The 21,489-nt window shown below is 59.7% G+C and carries 16 protein-coding genes and 1 tRNA gene; 6 read left to right on the forward strand and 11 right to left on the reverse strand.

Annotation, left to right across the window (positions count from 1 at the left end; translation table 11 throughout):
* Positions 1–16 precede the first annotated feature (16 nt).
* From ACTHV6_RS06590 to leuC, 8 genes are all read right to left on the reverse strand, one after another.
* A complete protein-coding gene (locus ACTHV6_RS06590) occupies positions 17–703 on the reverse strand; it encodes a cyclase family protein (protein ID WP_441386488.1) in 687 nt (228 codons plus the stop codon).
* Positions 704–889: 186 nt separating this feature from the next.
* Positions 890–1,585, reverse strand: coding sequence for a FadR/GntR family transcriptional regulator (locus tag ACTHV6_RS06595; RefSeq protein WP_441386489.1), 696 nt, complete (start codon positions 1,583–1,585; stop codon positions 890–892).
* Between the two features lie 30 nt (positions 1,586–1,615).
* Positions 1,616–2,659, reverse strand: coding sequence for a thiamine-phosphate kinase (gene thiL, locus ACTHV6_RS06600; RefSeq protein WP_441386490.1), 1,044 nt, complete (start codon positions 2,657–2,659; stop codon positions 1,616–1,618).
* Positions 2,660–2,673: 14 nt separating this feature from the next.
* Entirely contained in the window at positions 2,674–3,771 is a 1,098-nt protein-coding gene (locus ACTHV6_RS06605; RefSeq protein WP_441386491.1) for a D-alanine--D-alanine ligase family protein, read from the reverse strand.
* Positions 3,768–4,577, reverse strand: coding sequence for a lysophospholipid acyltransferase family protein (locus tag ACTHV6_RS06610; RefSeq protein ID WP_441386492.1), 810 nt, complete (start codon positions 4,575–4,577; stop codon positions 3,768–3,770). Before ACTHV6_RS06610 ends, ACTHV6_RS06605 begins: the two co-directional genes overlap by 4 nt.
* A gap of 72 nt (positions 4,578–4,649) precedes the next feature.
* Complete coding sequence (gene murA / locus ACTHV6_RS06615; RefSeq protein ID WP_441386493.1) at positions 4,650–5,972, reverse strand: UDP-N-acetylglucosamine 1-carboxyvinyltransferase; 1,323 nt, start codon at positions 5,970–5,972, stop codon at positions 4,650–4,652.
* A gap of 74 nt (positions 5,973–6,046) precedes the next feature.
* Positions 6,047–6,703, reverse strand: a complete 657-nt coding sequence (gene leuD / locus ACTHV6_RS06620; protein ID WP_441386494.1) for a 3-isopropylmalate dehydratase small subunit — start codon at positions 6,701–6,703, stop codon at positions 6,047–6,049.
* A gap of 10 nt (positions 6,704–6,713) precedes the next feature.
* Entirely contained in the window at positions 6,714–8,111 is a 1,398-nt protein-coding gene (leuC, locus tag ACTHV6_RS06625; protein ID WP_441386495.1) for a 3-isopropylmalate dehydratase large subunit, read from the reverse strand.
* A 91-nt stretch (positions 8,112–8,202) separates the two neighbouring features.
* Between leuC and ACTHV6_RS06630 the strand changes: the two genes are divergently transcribed.
* Both ACTHV6_RS06630 and ACTHV6_RS06635 read left to right on the forward strand, forming a co-directional pair.
* Complete coding sequence (locus ACTHV6_RS06630; RefSeq protein ID WP_441386496.1) at positions 8,203–8,955, forward strand: IclR family transcriptional regulator; 753 nt, start codon at positions 8,203–8,205, stop codon at positions 8,953–8,955.
* Positions 8,956–8,957: 2 nt separating this feature from the next.
* On the forward strand, positions 8,958–10,082 hold the full coding sequence (locus ACTHV6_RS06635; RefSeq protein WP_441386497.1) for a glycosyltransferase family 4 protein: 1,125 nt from the start codon (positions 8,958–8,960) through the stop codon (positions 10,080–10,082).
* A 4-nt stretch (positions 10,083–10,086) separates the two neighbouring features.
* Here ACTHV6_RS06635 and ACTHV6_RS06640 read toward each other — a convergent pair whose 3' ends face one another.
* The gene (locus ACTHV6_RS06640) at positions 10,087–10,539 is read right to left on the reverse strand and encodes an NUDIX hydrolase (protein WP_441386498.1); all 453 of its coding nucleotides are present in this window, start codon (positions 10,537–10,539) and stop codon (positions 10,087–10,089) included.
* A 573-nt stretch (positions 10,540–11,112) separates the two neighbouring features.
* On the opposite strand from ACTHV6_RS06640, the gene ACTHV6_RS06645 reads away from it, so the two are divergent.
* The 3 genes from ACTHV6_RS06645 (at position 11,113) to ACTHV6_RS06655 (ending at position 15,257) form a co-directional block, all read left to right on the forward strand.
* Entirely contained in the window at positions 11,113–12,957 is a 1,845-nt protein-coding gene (locus tag ACTHV6_RS06645) for a DUF222 domain-containing protein (protein WP_441386499.1), read from the forward strand.
* A 14-nt stretch (positions 12,958–12,971) separates the two neighbouring features.
* Positions 12,972–13,796, forward strand: a complete 825-nt coding sequence (locus ACTHV6_RS06650; RefSeq protein WP_441386500.1) for an LD-carboxypeptidase — start codon at positions 12,972–12,974, stop codon at positions 13,794–13,796.
* Positions 13,797–13,919: 123 nt separating this feature from the next.
* The gene (locus ACTHV6_RS06655; protein WP_441386501.1) at positions 13,920–15,257 is read left to right on the forward strand and encodes an MFS transporter; all 1,338 of its coding nucleotides are present in this window, start codon (positions 13,920–13,922) and stop codon (positions 15,255–15,257) included.
* 1 nt (position 15,258) lies between these two features.
* On the opposite strand, the gene ACTHV6_RS06660 is transcribed toward ACTHV6_RS06655, so the two are convergent.
* Entirely contained in the window at positions 15,259–20,655 is a 5,397-nt protein-coding gene (locus ACTHV6_RS06660; RefSeq protein ID WP_441386502.1) for an alpha-1,6-glucosidase domain-containing protein, read from the reverse strand.
* Positions 20,656–20,848: 193 nt separating this feature from the next.
* Between ACTHV6_RS06660 and ACTHV6_RS06665 the strand changes: the two genes are divergently transcribed.
* Positions 20,849–21,229, forward strand: a complete 381-nt coding sequence (locus tag ACTHV6_RS06665) for a helix-turn-helix domain-containing protein (protein ID WP_441386503.1) — start codon at positions 20,849–20,851, stop codon at positions 21,227–21,229.
* Positions 21,230–21,328: 99 nt separating this feature from the next.
* Here the strand turns inward: ACTHV6_RS06665 and ACTHV6_RS06670 are convergent.
* A tRNA-Glu gene (locus tag ACTHV6_RS06670) sits at positions 21,329–21,401 on the reverse strand.
* Positions 21,402–21,489 lie beyond the last annotated feature (88 nt).

A 21,489-nucleotide genomic window follows, 5' to 3' on the forward strand; every position in this document is an offset into this window, starting at 1 on the left:
TCTTCAATTGTTGTGGTTAGTCAGCCAGCTTCGCCATGACATTCACTTGCGCCGAATCTGCTCCTCGCACACGTAGCGGGCCGAGAGTTACGAACTCGATGTGTTTGTCCGCAAGCGGCGCTAAGGTCATATCTTCAATGCCCACGATGTAGCGGTCACGGAAGTTCCCAAGCAGTTGCTGGTGCGCGTCTTTTCCGTAGCTGTTGCAAGGGCTGCCAATGGAAAGCCAGTCCATGCCGATGCACTGAACCTTGTCCGTATTTTCAATAAGCCACCGGCACGTGTCCGGATGTAAAGAGACTCCCCTGTTTTCATAAGTGTCCGGGTCCGAGTGCTTATAGCGCTCGAATCCGGTGCGGAACAACACCAGCCTCTTGCCTTGAAGGGCGTCCTTGTGCGGTTCCACATCCGAAACCTCGATCACAGATGTGGGCGTGCCCTTCTCGGGAAGATCGATAACAAGGACTTCGCTGCCCCCGTATCCCCAGATATTGTCCGGCAGATCGACCATGTCAATTCCGTTTGGATTGAAGTGATGCGGCGCGTCCAAGTGCGTTCCAAAGTGGTTGGGCAAGTGAATTATCACTGAGTTGAATGGCTTGGCCGTCTCGGAGATGACTGAGTCTTGGACAACCTTCACAACGGGTTCACCCGGGTAAGCGTTGTCATTGGGGTCAAGGATGTAGGAAAGATGGACAAACATGGGATGCTCCTTTGCCATTGTGTCCGTGCGTGATACTGACCGCCAGCACCAGATACCTCAACTGCTTCGTTGAACCATTTCCAACTGTGATGAGCAGTTAGGACTTAAGTAGTGGTATCTGATATCCGATCATACGCGAACAGCGCGCTGCGTCAACCCCAATATGTGATCTGGCTAATAGAGGATCTACAGAACGTACTGGTTGAGATCTCGTTCAGTTTGGTCAATGTGGTCAGACATCGCGCTTCGCGCCGTCTCAGGATCCTCGGAACGAAGCGCCACGATGATTTGCCGATGCATGTCGATGGCGTTGATCTGCACTTGAGGGACGGCGGACGTCTCGCGACGCCTATCTTTCAACAGTTCTTGTAAAGGGTCCAGCAACATTCGTAAGAACGCATTGCCACAGGCATCGAGAATCACGTCATGAAAAGCAATATCGTGGCGCACAAACTTTTCCACGTCATTGACCTTCTGCGCATCCTTCATGCCGTCGAGTTCAATATCAAGCTGGGCGAGTTCGGAGGTGGAAATCTGGGTTGCTGCAATGCCGCATGCACCAGTTTCGATCATTCGGCGTAACTGGACCAGCTGAACGGAGGCTTCCGCCCCGCCGATTCGCTGCTCCACAATTTTGAGCACGGCGCCGATATCAACCCAGTGAGAGACGGGATTGAGCTCGCTTCGCCGTCCCGGAACAGCGCGGACAATTCCCTGCGCTTTCATTTTGCTCACTGCTTCGCGGATCGTCAGCCGATTGACATCAAACCTCTGCGCTAGATCAGCCTCCGATGGAATTGCTGCGCCCTCTTCGAGGTTTCCCTCGGCAATGTCACTGAGCATCTGCGAGATGACTGCATCCACCAAGGATTCCCTGCTCATGACGCCTCCTACGCTGCCCTAGCACGAAGTCTACTCACCAAAGTGGTCCCAGCCCCCCGCATAATCCACTGGCTTGCCGTCAACGGTAACGAAGCCACCCGTGTGAGCCTCGCGAGTTTGCCCGATACGGCTGAAACCCTCGGGCAGCGCGAGGGTGTGCGGGCCCCACGCGCGTTCTGCTGGCCGGTCAAGGGTAGCGAGGAATCCGTGATCCTCTCCCCCGGTCAGCACCGCCTTCATCGCCCATTCCCATGGATCTGACAGGCCGAGCCGGCGCGCCACAGGAATGAGGTCCTCAATATGCTGGGCCAGATAGTTCGATTCAATATCGATCCACACGTTGGAGGCCTTGGCCATGCGTCTGGCATCTCGAATCAGCCCGTCGGATACATCCATCATTGCCCCGATCCGGTTCTCCCGGCACGCGTCCAGCGCCTGAACTAGTGGCGGCTTGGGACGTAGGAAATCATCGATGAGTCCAGTTTGCGTTGGAGGGATAACCCCAAGTTCACGGGTGTAGCCGCGTGTGAGCAACTCGAGGCCCGCGTATCCGCGCCCTAGTTCCCCGCAGTGAATGAGCGCTTGCCCCGGGTGCGCGGCGCTGCGCAACCGTGGCTCGCGCCGCTGAAGATCGCCCATCACAGTCACGGAGATGGTGAGGAGCTCACTGCCAACTAGGTCCCCGCCGTCGACCCCACAACCAACGTGTCCACAGGCCTCCGCGATGCCGATAGCAAAACTCTCCACCCACGAAGCGGGAAGATCTCCGGGTAGTCCCATCGATACAACGATGGAACGAGGTGCGGCACCCATGGCCACCGCATCGGCGAGGTTCTGCGTGGCCGCACGCCAGCCCACGTCCGCGCCACTGGACCAGTCACGGCGAAAGTGGTGGCCTTCCACCAGCATGTCCGTGGAAACGGTGTAGCGGCCATCGGAGGCCGGTATCACGGCGCTGTCATCTCCGGACGGCACAATCACCCCGTCGGCCTGGGGAAGGTGCGGGGTGATGATGGACAGCAGATCGTCCTCTGTCAGGTCCCTGACGTACTTACCTGATAATAATGAACGCACTGAAACCGGGTTCTCTACCGCAGCCCGATCGGACGCTCCAGCGCCAAATCCACGAGTTCGTCAATGAGCTTCGGGTATTCCAGCCCAGTTTTCTCCCAGAGGACCGGGTACATGGAGAACGCGGTGAAGCCGGGAATCGTGTTGTGTTCATTCACGAATATCTCCCCGGATTCCGCTAGGAAGAAATCAACGCGCGTCATTCCCTCACATTCGAAGGCGTCAAACACCTCAACGGCCATCGATTGCATCGACTCGGCAGCTTCGCCGGTAATGTTGGCGGGAATTTCCATGTGGAAGCCCTCGGTTTCCACATACTTGGTCTCATAGTCATACCATTCGGTATCTAGAGCGATTTCGCCAAGCACCGAGGCGCGGGCGGAATCATCGCCGTGGCCACCCAACACCGCGCATTCGATCTCACGGCCGGCAACGCCCTGCTCGATGAGCACCTTGGGATCCACGTCCTGCGCCGTTTTCACAGCCGCGGGAAGGTCCTGCGCGCGCTCCACGCGAGTGATGCCAAGTGACGAGCCAGCACGAGCCGGTTTGACAAACACGGGCCATGTCAAGGTTTCTTCGGCTTCTTTGATCACGGCGTCACGTTCGTGGCGCCAACGCTTGGAAGTGGCCAAGACGTAAGGGACAACGGGGAGGCTGGCAGCTTCAAGCACCACCTTCATGTAGTGCTTGTCCATGCCTGCGGCAGAAGCGAATACTCCGGCACCCACATAGGGCAGGCCCGCAATTTCCAGCAGGCCCTGAATAGTTCCGTCTTCGCCAAATGGTCCGTGGAGAAGCGGGAAGGCAACATCCACGGCATAGGCATCCACGCGTTCAGTTCCCACGTGGTACACCACGCAGCCATCTTCACCAGATCCGATCACCATGCGATCGGGAGATTCCGGGACTTCGCCGTGCGGGCCGGCGGCCTCCAGCTCCTCTGGATCAACTGTGCCTGGAACCCACGTCCCGTCCTTGCGGATGCCGATCGGCAAGACCTCGTATTTAGCGGGGTCCATTGCGCGCATCACGGATGCGGCTGTCAGGCAGGAGACTGAATGCTCCCCTGATGCGCCGCCATAAATGAGTGCGACCCGAATGCGTGCTGTCATTTCTTGCGCCTTCCCTTGTAGTATCGAGTCAATGCTACGCAGCCAAGGACGGCACATCCAACGAACCGCATGCGCGCGCCGCGTTTCTTCGCGCGAATCTGGTTGCGTTCATCGATCTTCTTGAAGGGATCCCCATCAACGGCGCGATCCCACCGAGGTGTGGTGGGAGGCCCCGGCCGCAGCTGCACAAGCTCTGCGGTGATCGCATCCATGACATGATCGGTGGCCTCCACCAACAGGTCATGGGTAATCGGTATGCCGCGGAAGGCCGAAAGGTCAACGGGTGCGCCGAATCTGATCCGAATGCTCGCGGATCGCCTGAGCAGCGCCTTCCAGTTGATCTTCCCACACCATTTGTCGATGAGCTCCTCGTTACCCCAGTGAGCAAAAGGGACAATCACAGCATCCGGGTGCTTGAGGGCAAGGCGAACAGCCCCCGTCTTGGCGCGCATCGGCCATTCATCAGGATCGCGAGTAAACGTGGCCTCGGGAAAGATAAGGACGCTGCCGCCGGAATCCAGGACGTCAGAGAGTTCGCCGAGCGAGCCAGTGGAGCTTCCATTCTTCGGGGTGCTCATAAGCCCTGGGCGGTAGACCGCCACCTGCCCGAGCTGGCGCAGGGCCCAACCCAGAACGGGAATAGTAAACAAATCGGCCTTGGCCGCCGTGTGCGGAACCACGCCAGCCTCATACAAGACAATGGCCACAACCGGCCCATCGAGGTGCGAGGTGTGGTTGCCCACCACGATCATGGGCGTGCCGCTGGCACGATGGCCGGCGAGGTTCTCCGTGCCCTCTACCCGCACGGACTGCATCCTATGAACTGCCCAGCGCAGCGGCGGAGCGATGATCCGCATGAGCGGCGGCTGGTCCATTGGCTACGCGATTTTCTCGGCGTTTGCTCCTAGGCAGCCGAGCTTATGCATGAAGTGCTCGTATCCGCGATCGATGATGTCAATCCCGGAAATGATGGACGTACCCTCGGCGGCCAGTGCCGCAATGAGGTAGGAGAAACCGCCACGAAGATCGGGGACCTCAACATCAGCGGCCTTCAGCGGCGTTGGCCCCTGAATCACCGCCGAATGGTAAAAGCTGCGCTGGCCGAAGCGGCACTCCAGCCCTCCCAAGCATTCGCGGTACGTCTGAATGTGGGCACCCATGTCCATGAGCGCCTTGGTGAAGCCAAACCGGTTCTCGTACACGGTTTCGTGCACGATGGAGATGCCAGCGGCCTGCGTGAGCGCCACTACCAGCGGCTGCTGCCAGTCCGTCATGAAGCCGGGGTGAACGTCCGTCTGCAGCGGGATGGAATGAAGCTCCCCACCCGGATGCCAGAATCGAATGCCTTCGTCACGAACCTCGAAAGAGCCGCCCACCTTGCGGAACACGTTGAGGAAGCTCATCATGTCCTGTTGTTCGGCGCCACGAATCATGATGTCCCCGTGCGTGGCCAGAGCCGCAGAAGCCCAAGAACCAGCCTCGATACGGTCAGCAAGTGCGGTGTGAGTGTACCCGTGGAGGGAATCCACGCCTTCAATGTTGATCACGCGGTCTGTATCCACAGAGATGATCGCGCCCATCTTCTGGAGAACGGCGATCAGATCGTAGATCTCTGGTTCAACGGCGGCGTTGGAGAGCTCCGTGACGCCCTCAGCCATGACGGCGGTGAGAAGAGTCTGCTCGGTGGCACCCACCGAGGGATAGGGCAGGTGGACCGGCTTTGCCTTGAGGCCGCGCGGGGCCACGAGGTGCATACCGCCCTTTTCCTGAACGCGCCGAGCGCCGAAATCTTCCAGCACCTGCATGTGGAAATCAACGGGGCGATCACCGATGTGGCAGCCGCCCAGATCGGGGATGAACGCCTCGCCGAGGTTATGCAGAAGCGGGCCTGCGAACAGGATCGGGATACGGGAGGAGCCGGCAAGCCGGTCCATCTCCGCAGGATCGTCCGGCAAAGTGATCCGCCCGGGCGTGATCGCTAGGCGGCCCTCTTCCTGATCGTAATCAACCTCCACGCCGTGCAGGCGCAGCAGATCGGACACAACATCCACATCGCGGATGAGGGGCACGTTGCGCAGAACAGACGTATCGGATGACAGCAATGCCGCAACCATCGCCTTGGATACGAAGTTCTTCGCACCTCTGACACTGATTTCACCGGTGAGTGGTGAACCGCCAACTACACGTAGCTTTGCAGCCATAACCGTCCCTTCAGTTCTGTAACCAGCCTAGACTACATGGCTTGAAGGCGCGCTTGTATCGGCTGGGTCACCGCTCAGCTGAGAGCGGCATCCTCCCCCACCGGACGCGCCGAGATGACGGGAACGGACGGCAGGTGCTTCTTCGGAAGCGTCTTGGGTTTGAAGGACGGGCGGGTGGCCTCGTAGGCGGTAATATCCGCTTCTTCTTGGAGCGTGAGCCCGATATCGTCCAGCCCTTCCATGAGCCGCCACTGGGTGTAATCGTCGATTTCGAAGGAGCATGTGAAGCCGCCGCACGTCAGCTGCTTGTTCGGCAAGTCAACATTGATTTCGAGCCCTGGTTCGTTTTCGAGGAGTTTCCAGAGTTGTTCCACGTCCTCTTGGGCGACGACGCCGGCAACCAATCCCTGCTTACCTGAATTGCCCCGGAAAATATCAGCGAATCGAGGCGCGAAAACTGCCTTGAATCCGTAATCCTTCAGCGCCCACACTGCGTGCTCGCGGGAGGAGCCTGTACCAAAATCGGAGCCAGCCACGAGAACTGAACCGCGGGAGTACTCCTCCTGATTGAGGACGAAACTCGGATCCTTGCGCAACGAGGAAAAGAGGGCATCCTCGAAACCTGTACGGGAGATCCTCTTGAGGTAGACGGCTGGGATGATTTGATCAGTATCCACTTCGGACCTGCGGAGCGGAACACCGATTCCGGTGTGTGTTGAGAACTTCTCCATGATGGTCCTTTCAGTCCAAATCTGCCGGTGTTGAGAGGGTGCCGCGGATCGCGGTGGCTGCTGCCACCAGAGGCGATACCAAGTGAGTACGCCCGCCGGGACCCTGCCGGCCCATAAAGTTTCGGTTGGATGTGGAGGCGGCGCGTTCGCCGGGGGTGAGCTGATCCGGGTTCATACCAAGGCACATGGAGCAGCCGGCGTTGCGCCATTCGGCTCCGAAGTCAAGGAACACCTGATCGAGGCCCTCAGCTTCGGCTTGGAGGCGCACGCGGGCCGAACCCGGCACCACCATGACGCGCACATTGTCCGCCTTCTTCTTGCCTTTGATCACGCCCACCACGTTGCGCAGATCCTCGATGCGTCCGTTCGTGCACGAACCGATGAACACCGTATCCACCGGGATATCGCGCATCGGTGTGCCGGGAACCAGTCCCATGTATTCGATGGCACGCTCAGCGGCCTTACGTTCGGTTTCATCGGCGATATTTGCCGGTTCGGGAACCGATTCGGAGATCTGTACGCCCTGTCCGGGGTTGGTACCCCACGTGACGAACGGTTCCAGATCTGAAGCGTCAAGATCCACCACGGTATCGAACGTGGCGTCCTCGTCCGTCACCAGAGTCTTCCAATAGGCCACAGCTGCATCCCAGTCCTCTGGGGCGTTGGGGCGGCCGTGGATGTATTCGAATGTTGTCTCATCGGGGGCAACCATGCCGGCGCGGGCGCCGGCTTCAATGGACATGTTGCAGATGGTCATGCGGGCTTCCATGGAGAGCGAGCGGATCGCTTCGCCGCGGTATTCGATCACATGGCCCTGAGCGCCGTTCGTACCGATCTTGGCAATAATCGCCAGAATGATGTCCTTGGCCGTTGTGCCGGGCTTGAGCTTGCCGTCCACGTTGATCGCCATGGTCTTAAACGGCGCGAGCGGAAGTGTCTGGGTAGCCAGCACGTGTTCTACCTCGGAAGTACCAATGCCTAGCGCCAGAGCGCCGAAGGCTCCGTGCGTCGAGGTGTGGGAATCGCCACACACGATCGTCATACCCGGCTGTGTGATTCCGAGCTGCGGTCCCACCACGTGAACAATGCCCTGATCGGCATTGCCCAACGAGTAGAGCGGAACGCCAAACTCCTCACAGTTCGTGCGCAACTGATCGATCTGGGCGCGCGAGGTCTTGTCCGCAATGGGAAGATCAATGTTGAGAGTAGGAGTGTTGTGGTCCTCTGTAGCTAGGGTCTGATCCGGGCGGCGGACCTGCCGGCCGGCTAGGCGTAGGCCCTCAAAAGCTTGAGGACTTGTCACTTCGTGAACTAACTGCAGATCGATGTAAAGCAAATCGGGGCGTCCATTTTCCCCGTGCTTGACGATATGATCGCTCCAAACCTTTTCAGCCAAGGTGCGGCTCATGTGCTGACTCCTTTTTCTCGTCTCCCTAGATTCGCGCTAACTCACAGCCTGTGCAGTTGCATCTCACTCCTTGGGATGACAATATCAAGACATGGACAATTCTACAGAAGAATCCGGCTCAGGCGTAGGCGTACTTGATAAGGCTGCTTCCGTCTTAAGCGCGCTGGAATCAGGCCCGCAAACGTTGGCACAATTGGTCACTGCCACTCATCTGGCCCGCCCCACCGCACATCGCTTGGCCGTTGCCCTCGAATACCACCGGCTCGTTGCCCGCGACATGCAGGGACGTTTTGTCCTCGGTCCGCGCTTAGGAGAACTCGCCTCCTCAGCTGGCGAGGATCGCCTGCTGGCCGCCGCCACACCAGTTCTTGTTGCCCTGCGCGATCACACGGGCGAATCCGCTCAACTGTTCCGCCGCCAAGGCGAGCAGCGTATCTGCGTTGCCGCCGCCGAACGCACGATGGGGCTACGCGATTCAATCCCGGTTGGCGCCACCTTGTCCATGAAGGCCGGATCCGCCGCCCAAGTACTCTTGGCGTGGGAAGAGCCGGATCGCCTCCACCGTGGATTGCACGGCGCGAGCTTCACTGCCACCAACCTGTCCGCCGTACGCCGGCGCGGTTGGTCCCAATCCGTGGGTGAGCGCGAGCCGGGCGTTGCCTCCATCTCCTCACCCGTGCGCGGCCCCTCTGGGCGCGTCATCGCCGCCGTATCCATCTCCGGCCCGATCGAACGCATGGGCCGCCAGCCCGGCCGCCAGCATGCCGCAGCCGTGGTGACATCCGCCAAGCGGCTCACCGATGTCCTCAAAACAACCGAGGGCCTCGGAGCACATAGTATGTAGGCATGCTTCGAACTCTTCTCGTTACCAACGATTTCCCGCCTAGGCGCGGTGGAATACAAACGTATCTCGAAGGATTCATTTCCGAACTCGATCCAGATCAGCTGGTTGTGTATGCCTCCAGCCCGCCCGATGGCGGCGCGGAGGTTTACGATGCCGAGCATCCATGGACCACATATCGCTATGCCGGCACGATGATGCTGCCCATCCCCACGGTGCGCAGGCAGATGCAGAGAATCATTCGCGAGGAGCGAATCGATGTTGTGTGGTTCGGAGCCTCCGCCCCGTTAGGCATGATGGCGAATGCCGCGCGCGCCGCAGGCGCCAAGCGTGTCATCTCCACCACGCATGGGCATGAGATCGGCTGGTCCATGTTTCCGGGCACCCGGCACATCCTCAAACGTATCTTCGCCACCGCGGATACCGTCACATATCTAACAAATGCCACTCTGGCTCGGCTGGCGCCCTGCCTTGGCGATACCCACGTCGTGCGCATGCCCGGCGGCATCAATCCCGAGGCCTTCTCCTTCTCACAGGAATGGCGCGATCTTCTGCGTGCACGCTATGGAATTGGCGATGAGCCCGTAGTTGTCTGCATCTCACGGCTCGTCGAACGAAAGGGCCAAGACACGCTCATTGCCGCATGGCCCTCAATTACAGAGAGGTTCGGGCGGGCTAAGCTCGTCGTCGTCGGCAAAGGCCCCTACGAAGCCGAACTGCGGGCGATGGCCGAAGACGACGAATCCATAATCTTCACCGGCGAAGTTCCCTTCCCCGAACTTGCTGCGCACTACTCTCTCGGGGACGTGTTCGCCATGCCGTGCCGAACGCGCGGTGGCGGGCTGGACATCGAGGGGCTCGGGATCGTGTATCTGGAGGCGTACGCGGCCGGGCTTCCCGTGGTGGCCGGGGACTCAGGCGGGGCGCCGGAAGCCGTGATCCCGGGTGTCACCGGGCTGGTTGCGGCGGGTCGATCCGTGGAAGCGACTGCTGCCTGTGTGGGCTACCTGCTTGAGGATCCCGAGCGCGCCAAGAAAATGGGGCAAGCTGGCAAGGAGTGGGTGGACACCACGTGGCGATGGAGCCATCTGGTCAAGCCGCTGCTGGACGAACTGGGCGCGGCCCGCTAATCCTCTAGGACAGATCGGAGAGAGCCGAAAAATCGGAGTGCGCGTCCACGGCCTCCAGCCGCTCCTGACGCCCGAGCGCGGGGAACACTCGCGTAGCTAACAGCGGGGCGTAACCGGGCGATCCGGGCACGGGATGAGCCCATTTGAGTTCACGGATCTCCGAATGCGGCGAGAATTCTTCGGCGAGTTCGCCCGGATACGTGTAGATCGCACCCGATACTTCGTGGCCCGGTTCGTTGGCTGCCTGAGCAGTGTAATCGCCCAGAAACTCGAGCTGAGCCGGGTCCAACTGCACCCCTACTTCTTCGGCGGCCTCGCGTACCACCGTTTGCCGCATCGTCTCATCGCCTTCGGGCTTTCCGCCCGGAAGCTGGAACAGAGTTGCTCCCTGCTTGCGAACCGTCAGGACATCGCCTTCGCCATTACGCAACACGACTGCGCCTACTCGAATAGCCATTCGATCTCCTCCGCCTGATGTTGGTGTCCTCCGGCAGTTTACCGCGATCGGCCCACTGCGTTGAGGGGCTGTGTGGGAGCACACGGCCGTTTGGAGATTGGTGTCGAGTGCCCTGTGTCGCGTGTGTGGGAATGCGCGTTCGTGGGTCCCTTTTAGGACGACGACGGCGGAGCCTCTCCCGCAACGTCCCATCCTTGCAATCAGATAGCGCTTGAATGGGTGGCCGTCATCTGGTGGCGTCATCTGGCGGCGCCTGACCGGGTACCTCGCTGGCACAAATCTCCGTTTCGCTCGCTAGATACCTTGTTGGCACGGATCAGGTAACACTGGCGCCAATGCATGTCCCTTCAGCATGACTGGACCGCCACGGCACGACTGGACCCCACAGCCGAACTGCCACAAACTAGTCTGTTCGAACTCTTGTTTGGGGAACGTTCGTTCGATAGAATGTGGGTAGGTTGAACAGGGTGGCTCTCACTGGTTACCTCGTTCACTCGCATCAGGTCATGATCGGCAGCGTTCCCTCTCTTTGCGGGGAGTGGACTCTCTCATCACCTCGAAGGGGGGTGGCTTATGAGTATCACACTCGATACACGTGCCGATGCCGCTGTGCGTGATGAGCTCTCACTCGGTCTCGTGCCAGAAACGGCTCTGCGGTCTGACAGTTCCCGTTGTCCTGACGGCATCTATATACCGTCTGACGCTGACCTGTCTTTTGATGAGCTTGTCTTGAATGCTGAGGCGATGGAACGCCTGGGCCTTGAACCTGATACTGCTGGCATGCCGGGCTTCCTCGATCAGCAGTGGGATGAGGATTTCACCGGGTTGATGCTCGCCGAAGCGCAAGCCAATCTGACTACCTTGCTCGAATCCGGTGACGAATCCGGACTCTCCTCGTTGACGGTTATCCGTGACATTCTCCGCAACGCCTCCACCGGGGCAAGTGAGGCGGCGTGTATTTCTCGGATCTCGGTGTTGGAGGACATCAAATCCGCGGCTGCCGCGGCACAGGCACGCGAAACCACAGCATTTCTTCACCACCGGGCAGTGAAGGAACGAGCTGCGGGTGTTCCGATCAAGAAACGCGGCCTAGGTGTCGGCTCCGAAATCGCGTTAGCACGCAGGGAGTCCCCGCAAGCAGGTTCCCGCGCGGTACGTATGGCCCACACACTCACCACAGATATGCCCAACGCGTTGGCGGCGTTAACGGATGGGCGACTCGCAGAATTCACGGCCCAGAAAATCACGAGCGAAGTCACCGCCCTCGACCCTCCCGCTATTGCGGCGATCGATACACGCATGGCCGGCCGGTACGGCAAAGCCGGAACCAAACGGATCACCGGTGAAGTCCGCGCCTTAGCGAATCAGATCGATCCAGCCGCGCAAGTCAAACGCCACAAGATCGCTAAAAGCCGGCGGTCAGTGACAGTCAGGCCTGCCCCGGACGCGATGGCCTACCTGACCGCCCTGCTCCCCATGGGTCAGGCCTTCGCCTGTAAGAAAGCCCTGTTAGATGCGGCAGCCACGGCGAAAAACACCGGATGGGCTGATGGGGACGAGCTCCAACAAGAAGAACGCTCCGGGACACAGATCGAAGCCGACCTGCTCGTTGAACGCCTCACCGGGCAAGCAACCCCCGACGCCATCCCCATCGAACTGCAGATCATCATGACCGACACTAGTGTTTTCGGCATCACCAGCATGCCCGGCGCTACCAGCACTCACGATCCGGACGCCACCGGCACGAAGCACTCACCACGCCCCGATCAGAACACCAACGATCCAGCCGCTACTCACGGCGCTTCTGGTACTAACGATCTGGCTGATACAGATGATTCGTTGTTTCCTGTGGTTGATGATGATGGGCGGCGTGCTGATCCAGCACACACTGCCGCGTGGATTGCCGGGCTCGGCCCCATCCCCGCCCCGCTAGCCCGCGACATGCTCAACCCGGCCTATGACGATCCAGCCACTCGCCGGTCACGGGTGTTCCTTCGCCGGGTTGTGACTGATCCGGTCACCGGGGACATTACAGCCATCGACACCCGCCAACGCGCCTTCTCCGGCGGCCTGCGGCGTGCGTTGCTTGTGCGGGATTCGCAGTGCCGGACCCCGTGGTGTAACGCCCCCATCGCCCACATGGACCACACCCACCCCTTCGCCAAAGGCGGCCACACCACCATTGCAAACGGGACTGGTCTATGCGCCAGATGTAACTACACCAAAGAATACGATGGCTGGAACCATCAACCGGGAACAGGACCCAGCGCTAGCAACGGCTCTCCTGCTGGCAGCGGTGATCGCGGCCGGCCACCCGCCGAGAGCCGCTCCTCGGACCGGATCATCACCACACCAACCGGACACCACTACCACTCCACAGCCCCACCCATCACACCCAACCTCAACAGGCGGCAGTGACGTACGCTGGCTGCATGGCTCGGCTCGCTCTTACTTCCTGCTCCAACCCCACGTTGCCGTGGACGCATTCCAAACTTCCAGCACTTCATGAAGCGCTGGCAAGGGCTGGGCATACGTTGGATAGCTCGGCCGTAGAAACACTTGCTGAAGCGGCACGCAGATCGGCTTCTGGCAACTCGCCGGAGCGTTGGAATCCGCGAGCGCGGGCCCAGATCCTCATGGATGCCTTCTTAGATCCGTCGGTTGAGGGCATTATAGATATCTCCGGCGGGGACCTTGCCAACGAGGTCTTGCCGCATCTGGACATGAACGAGATTGCCGCTCACCCCAAACTCATGGTGGGCTACTCCGATATCAGCTGCATTCTTGGATCACTCCCGTTCCCCAGTCTCTTGTGGAACCCAATCGTTGGACTTACTGAGGGGTTTGGCCAGCTGGATCAGGCCCTCGCAAGCCAACGTATTCGCCCCGGCACGTCACCTATGAATACGAACCTCGCGCTGGACAACCTACCAGCGCTACCTTGGGCAGGCGGCAACATCCGATGTTTCTTGAAACTGGCTGGCACACCGTTCTGGCCGGACCTGACAGGCCGAGTGCTTCTCATCGAGGGGCAGGGGCCCAAGCTCAATTCCGTGGCCGCTCTATTGGCCCATCACGCCGCATTGGGCACCTTCGAGAAAATCGCCGCAATAGTGGTGGGACAGTTTACGCACATCGATGATGCCGGAGAGCGCCCTGCGTTACTGAAACTGGTCGCTGAGTACGCACACGGGCCTGTGGCGGAGGCGCCGTCAATTGGGCACTCCTCGACGAGCGGCGCGGTCACGCTGAATTAGGCGACGCGGAGAGCATCAACCGCGGGCCCATCTTCTTACCGTGCAGGCCATGATCACGTCAAGCAGGGACTTCGGCATGGGCAAGGGCGAGCCAGCCCACTGATACCCATTATCGTTTCGTGAATGAGCACCACACCGGCTGACACCCTGGACCGCCTCGATAATCTGCCCTTCACGAGAAAGCACCGCAAGATTGTGTTCGCATCCGGGCTCGGATGGGCTTTTGATGCGATGGACGTTGGACTTATCACCTACATCATCGCGGTGCTAACAAAACAATGGGGCCTGAACGCAACCGAGCAATCACTGATCGTGTCAGCCGGTTTCGTTGGGATGGCGATTGGTGCCACATGTGGGGGTGCCCTCGCGGATCGTGTGGGGCGCCGCACCGTCTTTACCGTGACCCTCGTGGTGTACGGAATCGCCACTGGAGCTTCAGCGTTCGCAGGCGGGGTACTCCAGCTCATCATCCTGCGCACGATTGTGGGACTTGGGCTGGGCGCTGAGCTACCGGTTGCCTCGACTCTGGTGCAAGAAGTCTCTCCACGGCGAATCCGCGGCTCGATCACCGTGTGGCTTGAGGCATTCTGGGCGTTGGGCTGGACTGCCGCGGCCCTCATCGGCTATTTCGTTGTGCCGCTCTCGGATGACGGGTGGAGAATCGCCTTCGGAATTGGGGCACTACCGGCCCTCTATGCATTGGTACTGCGCCTGCACCTTCCAGAGTCCGTGCGCTTCCTGCTTCATAAAGGTGAAGACGAAAAGGCCGCGCAGGTAGTGGACGAATTGGCCGACGGCCATGTGCCGCTCCCAGCACAGGACGGTCATAGCGCGGAGGCCACCTCACTCGAAAAGCCCACATGGGGCAAGCTCTTCTCGCCGTCCCTACGGAAGCGCACAGTAGCGATCTGGACCGTGTGGTTCATGGTCAATCTGGGCTACTACGGCTCCTCGATTTGGATTCCATCGATCCTTCATGCCAACGGCCATGACCTCGTGAAATCGTTCGGATTCACGCTCATCATCACTCTCGCTCAACTGCCGGGGTATGCAACCTCGGCCTACCTCATCGAGCACTGGGGACGGCGAGCCACGCTCACAACCTTCCTCCTCGGTTCATCCCTCGGAGCAGTAGGCTTCGGAATGGCCGATTCCTCCACGGCGATCATTGCGACGGGTTGCGTCTTGTCCTTCTTTAACCTTGGGGCATGGGGCGCGCTGTACGCGATCACGCCCGAAATCTACCCGACCTTCATACGTGCCACGGGCGCGGGGGCGGCAACCGGCTTCGGCCGCTTGGCCTCCATTGCCGCCCCCTTCCTCGTAACATTCCTTCTGGGCATTGGCGGTGTGCCCGGTGGCAACAAGGGGCTCCTGTTCCCCGTTCTGGCTGGAGCCTTCATCGTTGCTGCAGTGGCAACCCTCGCCTTGCCCGAACGCAAGGGCCAGAGCCTGTCCTGAATTATCGGTGGCGCGCATAGAGCGCTAGGCCACCCAATGCGAGCAGCACGGCCGCGATTCCAGCAAATGTGAGAACGCTAGCCCCCGAATTCGGAAGGTCCTCACCGCTGCCGTCAGTTGGACTAGCACTCGGATCTGCACCGCCGCTTGGTTCACCACTCGAGTCACCGGTGGCCTCATCCGTCAGATCACCGCTCGGGTCACCTGTAGGTTCTGGACCGCTAGTCGGATCTCCCGTGGGTTCGGGATCTCCCGTGGGTTCGGGATCCCCCGTGGGTTCGCCTGTCGGCTCAGGATCGGGCTCGGAATCAGTATCGGCCGCCTGAATCAACACGGCTGCGGTCCGCCCAGGAACGGTCACTGTCCCAGAATCCGGATCCCACGACGTCTCTTTGACAACCTCATCGAAGCCTTCGGCCTGCACGGCGGAGAGCACGAGTTCACGGCTTCTCATGCCGTCAATCGCCTCGGTGATGGGTTCAGGCGAGGCATTGAATACCACGAGGATACGATCCACATCGGGATCGATATCTTCCTTGACGCTGACCTCCAGCCCATCGGCATCCAGCATGGCCTTGCTCATCACACCCGGCGCCATGTCATCAATCTGCATGACGAGCAATCCAGGGGTCGCCTCAGGCCCACCATTCGGGAAGCTCACGCGTTCCTTCACGAGTTCGCCACTGCCTAGGCTGAACAGTGGGCTGGACGAGCGCAGCTTGAGTAGGTCCAGTGACATCTGGTTTGCCGCCTCGATATCTGCCTGAGTCGGCATCTTGGATGGATTCTCCAAGATCGGCGCCATGAGATCCCATTTGTCCCCGTTCGCTCCCTTCATGGGCAGTCCGTTGCCGAAGCCATTGGACTGCCCAGTCCAGTCGATCGCATTGAAGTGATCACCGGAGTTGTAGGAATCGCGATCCAGAGACTTGGACCGGAGCATGTCCGTACCCGCGTGCCAGAAGGAGGGTGATTGCCCCAGCGCGGTGGTAGCCAAGCTCAGCGTGTTCATGCGGATCTGAGTGTCCATCGTCGCCCCAGAGGGCAGCTTCCAGGCGAGATTGTCGAACAGCGTCTCGTTATCGTGGGCATCTACGTAGTTGACGTTCTCATCTGGATCAATGGCATAGGCAGCGGGCTGTTCCCCGTTGTAGAGAATCTCCTCGGACAACACGTACGTGCCGTCACCTGCAGGAATCTGCACGCCCTTGACGTTGCCGGCCAGCCCGATGCGCACCAGATCGGTCTGGTGCATGAGGCTCTCCAGCTGTTCGGCCTCGGATAGCGTCTCCTGAGCAACCTCATTCGGATCGGTGTACAGCCCAGAGCCGAAGCCCTGATACGTTCGGTGATCCTCATCAAACGGACCGCCGCCACGCACGGCGTCTCTCATGCGATCGTTGAACGCACCGATCCCAGTCCCGCCGATGTGTGCTTGCGTGGCCTGCGTAAACAGCGCATCCATGGTGACTTCACCGAAGTCCCATCCTTCGCCGTACAGATAGATGTCCTTGCCATTCACACCATCCTTTTCCAGTGTGAGCCCATCGAGCATCTTCCGTACGTCTTTCATGTTCTCAAGAGAATGATGCCCCATGAGATCGAACCGGAAGCCGTCCACCCCATACTGGGTGGCCCATACTTCCACGGAATCCACCATCATCTTGCCCGCCATGACGTTTTCCGTGGCGATGTTCTGGCAGCACGTGGACGTTTCGATTGATCCCTTCGGATCCAGCCTGTGATAGTAGCCCGGAACGATCCGGTCCAGCACCGCCTCATCGGATTGTCCGGACGCGGAGGTGTGGTTGAACACCTGATCGAGTACCACCCGCAACCCCATCCCATGAAGAGCGGACACCATATCGCGGTATTCGCGCGTTCGCGCTGCCCCATCCTGATTCCCGTCTGTGGCATAGGAACCTTCAGGCGTGGTCCAGTGGTAGGGATCGTATCCCCAGTTGAAACCATCGGAATTCTGTACAGCACCCACGGCTTCTTGTTGGGCCGACGACGACGGATCCCCACCTTCGATGTTCGGCACCTGTTGATTCTCACTAGATTCAGGAATTGACGAGCTCGCGATATCGAAGCTTGGGAGGAGGTGGACGGCCGTCATGCCAGCGTCCGAAAGCTCCGTTAAGTGCTTGGCGCCATCCGAATCAGCCACGGTGAACGCCTTATACGTACCTCGCAGATCCTCGGGAACCGTCTCGTCTGCAATGGAGAAATCTCGGATATGCAGCTCGTAGATCGTCTCTGCCGCCCGAGTTACAGGAGGCTCCGGGTTGTTGTTCCACTGCTCGGGGTAGAGCTCTGGGTCCGTCAGGTCCGCGATCACGGACTGCTCAGAATCGGTGGTCAGGGCCACCGAATACGGATCAGTCACCTGATTGGTAACAACCGCTCCCTCAGATGGAACATATACGTCAACATTCCAGAGGTAGGTAGCGTTCTTCCAGGAAGCCTCCCCAACTACGCTCCACACGCCGTCGTCGTCCCTATCGGCCGAAATCTCTTGATCCCCACGTTGGAGCGAAACGTTTGTGGCCGTAGGCGCCCACACACTCAACGTGGGGATTCCATCGTTCCACGTGAGGCCCAACTCGCGATCCTCGGCGCCCGGGTACAGGGCATCGATCACACCGGCAACCTGCGCGCCAGTTCGGGCCACGGGCTCTCCGCCTTCGGCGGCCTCGATCTGGATCGAGCCTTTAAGAATCTCCGCGACCGTGGCGGCCAGATCCGCATCGCCAGCATCCACGCGCAACCCGGTGTATCCGGAGGCAATGCGCGGGAAGGCCTCCTTCTGAGCCTCGGTGAGTTCGGCAGGCGTGAGTGTCACGCCGTCCACGCCTACAAGGGTAAACTCGCCGCCGCCCAAGGCCGTGGGCCATGCGATCGTATCGGGAGCGATCCAGTAGGCGCGGGATTCGCCGGTGCCCGGCACCTGCGGGTTCTCCAGAACAACGGAGACCTTTTCGTTAGTTGGATCGAACACAAATGTCACCTGCTCCGGCTCGGAAATAGTGAACGACACGTTGTTGCCGTCCTCGCCCCAGCTGTTATCCCACGTACCATCAGTGACCTTGAACTGGTGAGAACCGGCAGGAATGTCGAACGTCCCTGTCCATAGCTTCTCCGCCTCATCATACGTGAGCTTGGTGGCCTCGCATTCCGCGGCCCAATCCACCCCGCAACCCAGAGACTGCTGGAAGGAGCCAGCCACATAATATGCTTCGCCTTCCGGATCTGGTTCCTCGGTATCCTCCGATGGGGTGCCTGCCGTGACCTTCGATCCGTTGACCATCTGCGGGCCATCGCCGGCCGGGATCAGGTAGTTGCCGTTGGGCCCCGATCCCTTACTCAGCCATTCGGCGCCGGAGTTCGTGTTGAAGTTTCCCTCAATTTCGGTGGCGTCCCCCGTCAGCACCTCAACCACATACCAACCAGACACCTCGTCATCATCCGCCATTTCCACGCCGGGAACGGGCGTCCATCCGCTATCCCCGGTGGTGGAGTAGTGGAAGTTTGCGTTGGTCCAGCCTGATGGCTGCTTGAGGTACACGGTGGTGTAGGTGCCCTCCGGCTTTGCCGGGGTGGCAATGGTAAATGCAGCGGACGGCTCAGACGTCTGGCCGTCACGGTCCTGTGCCGTCACCGTGTAGCTGAACTCGGTGGATTCAGGTAATCCTGTATCCGAGAGCTGAGCATCTGGTGACGTGAACGTTTCGGACTGGCCGGTTTCCGTGGTGGTTCGCTCAACCGAATACGTGATGCCGCCGCATAGGTTGGTGGATTCGTCCCATGAGAGATTGACCGAGTTGAAGGTGGCGGTGCCGGTGACTGCGCTCGGCTGGCTAGGGCCTGCGGGCTCTGAGCATTCCGTATCCGCCGTCACGTCTGCGCGCAGGGCAATGGCGCTCTTACCATCGATCGCGGTAGTGATCGCACCATCTGTGACCGTGACGGTTGGCCCGCTCCAGTTTCCGGCCTCGTCCTGACTGGCGGCGAAAACGTTGAAGTAGATGCCGTCTGGCAGCTGAGTTTCGAGAGAAACATCCAGAGCGCCCACGCCGTTGTTCATGGCGAAGAAGCCCACATCGCCGCGCCCGAACGCGATGGCATTGTTGCCACCATCCGTCCACTCGCTATTGACATTGGCACCACCCACCTCGTTGCGGAAGCCCACCATGTTGACGATGTTGTTCTGCGAATGCTTGAAGGTCCAGCCGTTGTCCGTGCTGGGCGAGAGCACCTTGCCGTCGGCGCTTTGCGCCGGGCCTGCGTCATAGTCTGTGAAGGCGTAGCCCGAGTGAATCGAGGGTGAGCTGTAGTCCCAGGCAAGTGTGAATGCCTGCGCCAGGTCGTAGGTTCGCCCGTCCTTGTAGGACAGAGTCTCGCCATTGCGCTCAGTATCGTGGTTATCCACGAACACCGCAGCGTCTTCATTGGGCAGCATGTCCCAACCGTCAGTGCCAATCCCACCGTTGGTCAAAAGACGGCCTACTTGATTGCCTTGGAAGGAAGTGCGAACTTCGCGGGCGTAGGAGAACTCGTGGACGTCGCCAACTCCCGTGTACTCCTCGGGCTGAATTGGCTCACCGGGGCCGCGAATCGCTTCCTGCACAACGTAGAGATCGTCGCGCTTATCTACCTTGCTCCAGATCGCCTCCATATCCGCCTGAGGAATGTGCTTGACGGCATCAATCCGGAATCCCTCCACGCCCATATCGGCTAGCTTGTTGAGGTACCCCGCAATCGTGTCCTGAACCTCGGATTTGCTGGTGTTCAGATCGGAGAGCCCAACGAGCCGGCAGGTTTGCACCTCCCAACGGTTCGTGTAGTCCGAAATGTCCTCCGCACAAGGCTGCTCGGGGCCGCCGGCGCCTTCGTAGGAGTTGAAATCGCTTTCATCATAGAGTCCGGGGTAGTTCTCGTAATCGAACTCCGTTCCCGCGAAACCTTCGCCGCCTTCAGGCTGACCAGACATGTGGTTGACCACCACATCGGCAATCACGCCCACGCCAGCATTTTCGCAGCGATCGATCATGTCCTGGAACTCCGCCTCGGTGCCGAGCCGTGTGTTGAGGTCATAGGACACCGGCTGGTAGTACGTCCACCATGCGTCACCCTGAATGTGTTCCTGCGGCGGGGAAGTCTGGACATATCCGTAGCCGGCAGGCCCAAGAACCGATTCGCATTGCTCTGCAATGTCATTCCACGGGTAGGAGAACAGGACGGCAATCGCGTCCTTGTCCGCCTCTAGCGCTGCTTCAGCGGGCGGCGACGGGGCGGCTGCCAACAGGCCGGTAGCCGCAACGGCAACGCTTGCAGTTGCGGCGAGGATTCTCTTCCATGTCCCCCTGATGCCAGACTTTCGTTTCATCTGTTGCATTGGTGCCCCTTCGCACTAATCGTTGGTGTAACGGAACTTTCGCGGCCCTTCGCTCTAGTTCAATGAAACAACTATATCGGAGATCACATGCCTTGCAACTTTCTTGCAGCAATTCCTTGCATCTGTAAAAACTCGAACTGCCGTTAGGTAAAACATCTGGTTGGCGTTATTGCACTTAAGGTAGGATGCGGTTATGACTGCACATTCACTCGTCAATACGCTCGACCCAGCCGATCCCGCCATCCGCGCCGATGCCCAGAATCTTGCCGCTCGATTGGACGGGGACTCCCCTGTCGAGGCCGCTATCCGCGCCATGCTCGATGAAGTCGCCAGCGGCTCACCCGTCGTGGTGCTACGCACGGAAGATGAAGTCACCCCTGCCCAGGCCGCCAAGATTCTTGGGGTTACTCGTCAGTTCGTTGACCGTCTCTGTGAGGAAAGCGTGCTCTCCTTTCGACGGTTACCTGACAGTCGCCACCGTAGAATCCGTGTACAAGATGTGCTAGACGTAGCCGCCGAACGTGAAGAACGCCGCGCTGGAGCCGCAGCATTGCGCGCTGCGATTGGATCGTAGCCTGCACTATTCCCCACTAACTGCCGGTACACCAATGTACTCTCGGCGCAGGCCGGTGAAAATGAAAAATCCCGTGCCATCAGTGCACGGGATCATGTGTACCCCCAACCGGATTTGAACCGGTGTTACCGCCGTGAGAGGGCGATGTCCTAGGCCGCTAGACGATGGGGGCCAGTGCCTCCATGTGAACCACATGAGAAGCTTCGTACCCCCAACCGGATTTGAACCGGTGTTACCGCCGTGAGAGGGCGATGTCCTAG

The sequence above is a fragment of the Ancrocorticia sp. genome, assembly GCF_052089425.1.
Taxonomy (GTDB): Bacteria; Actinomycetota; Actinomycetes; order Actinomycetales; family Actinomycetaceae; genus Ancrocorticia.

Bases quoted from the DNA above. Each gene is read 5' to 3' on its own strand.
- ACTHV6_RS06660 (WP_441386502.1), bottom strand. From the start codon at position 20,655: ATGCAACAGATGAAACGAAAGTCTGGCATCAGGGGGACATGGAAGAGA.
- ACTHV6_RS06635 (WP_441386497.1), top strand. From the start codon at position 8,958: ATGCTTCGAACTCTTCTCGTTACCAACGATTTCCCGCCTAGGCGCGGT.
- leuC (WP_441386495.1), bottom strand. From the start codon at position 8,111: ATGAGCCGCACCTTGGCTGAAAAGGTTTGGAGCGATCATATCGTCAAG.
- ACTHV6_RS06595 (WP_441386489.1), bottom strand. From the start codon at position 1,585: ATGAGCAGGGAATCCTTGGTGGATGCAGTCATCTCGCAGATGCTCAGT.
- ACTHV6_RS06650 (WP_441386500.1), top strand. From the start codon at position 12,972: ATGGCTCGGCTCGCTCTTACTTCCTGCTCCAACCCCACGTTGCCGTGG.
- murA (WP_441386493.1), bottom strand. From the start codon at position 5,972: ATGGCTGCAAAGCTACGTGTAGTTGGCGGTTCACCACTCACCGGTGAA.
- ACTHV6_RS06640 (WP_441386498.1), bottom strand. From the start codon at position 10,539: ATGGCTATTCGAGTAGGCGCAGTCGTGTTGCGTAATGGCGAAGGCGAT.
- ACTHV6_RS06590 (WP_441386488.1), bottom strand. From the start codon at position 703: ATGTTTGTCCATCTTTCCTACATCCTTGACCCCAATGACAACGCTTAC.
- ACTHV6_RS06665 (WP_441386503.1), top strand. From the start codon at position 20,849: ATGACTGCACATTCACTCGTCAATACGCTCGACCCAGCCGATCCCGCC.
- leuD (WP_441386494.1), bottom strand. From the start codon at position 6,703: ATGGAGAAGTTCTCAACACACACCGGAATCGGTGTTCCGCTCCGCAGG.
- ACTHV6_RS06655 (WP_441386501.1), top strand. From the start codon at position 13,920: ATGAGCACCACACCGGCTGACACCCTGGACCGCCTCGATAATCTGCCC.
- ACTHV6_RS06605 (WP_441386491.1), bottom strand. From the start codon at position 3,771: ATGACAGCACGCATTCGGGTCGCACTCATTTATGGCGGCGCATCAGGG.
- ACTHV6_RS06645 (WP_441386499.1), top strand. From the start codon at position 11,113: ATGAGTATCACACTCGATACACGTGCCGATGCCGCTGTGCGTGATGAG.
- ACTHV6_RS06630 (WP_441386496.1), top strand. From the start codon at position 8,203: ATGGACAATTCTACAGAAGAATCCGGCTCAGGCGTAGGCGTACTTGAT.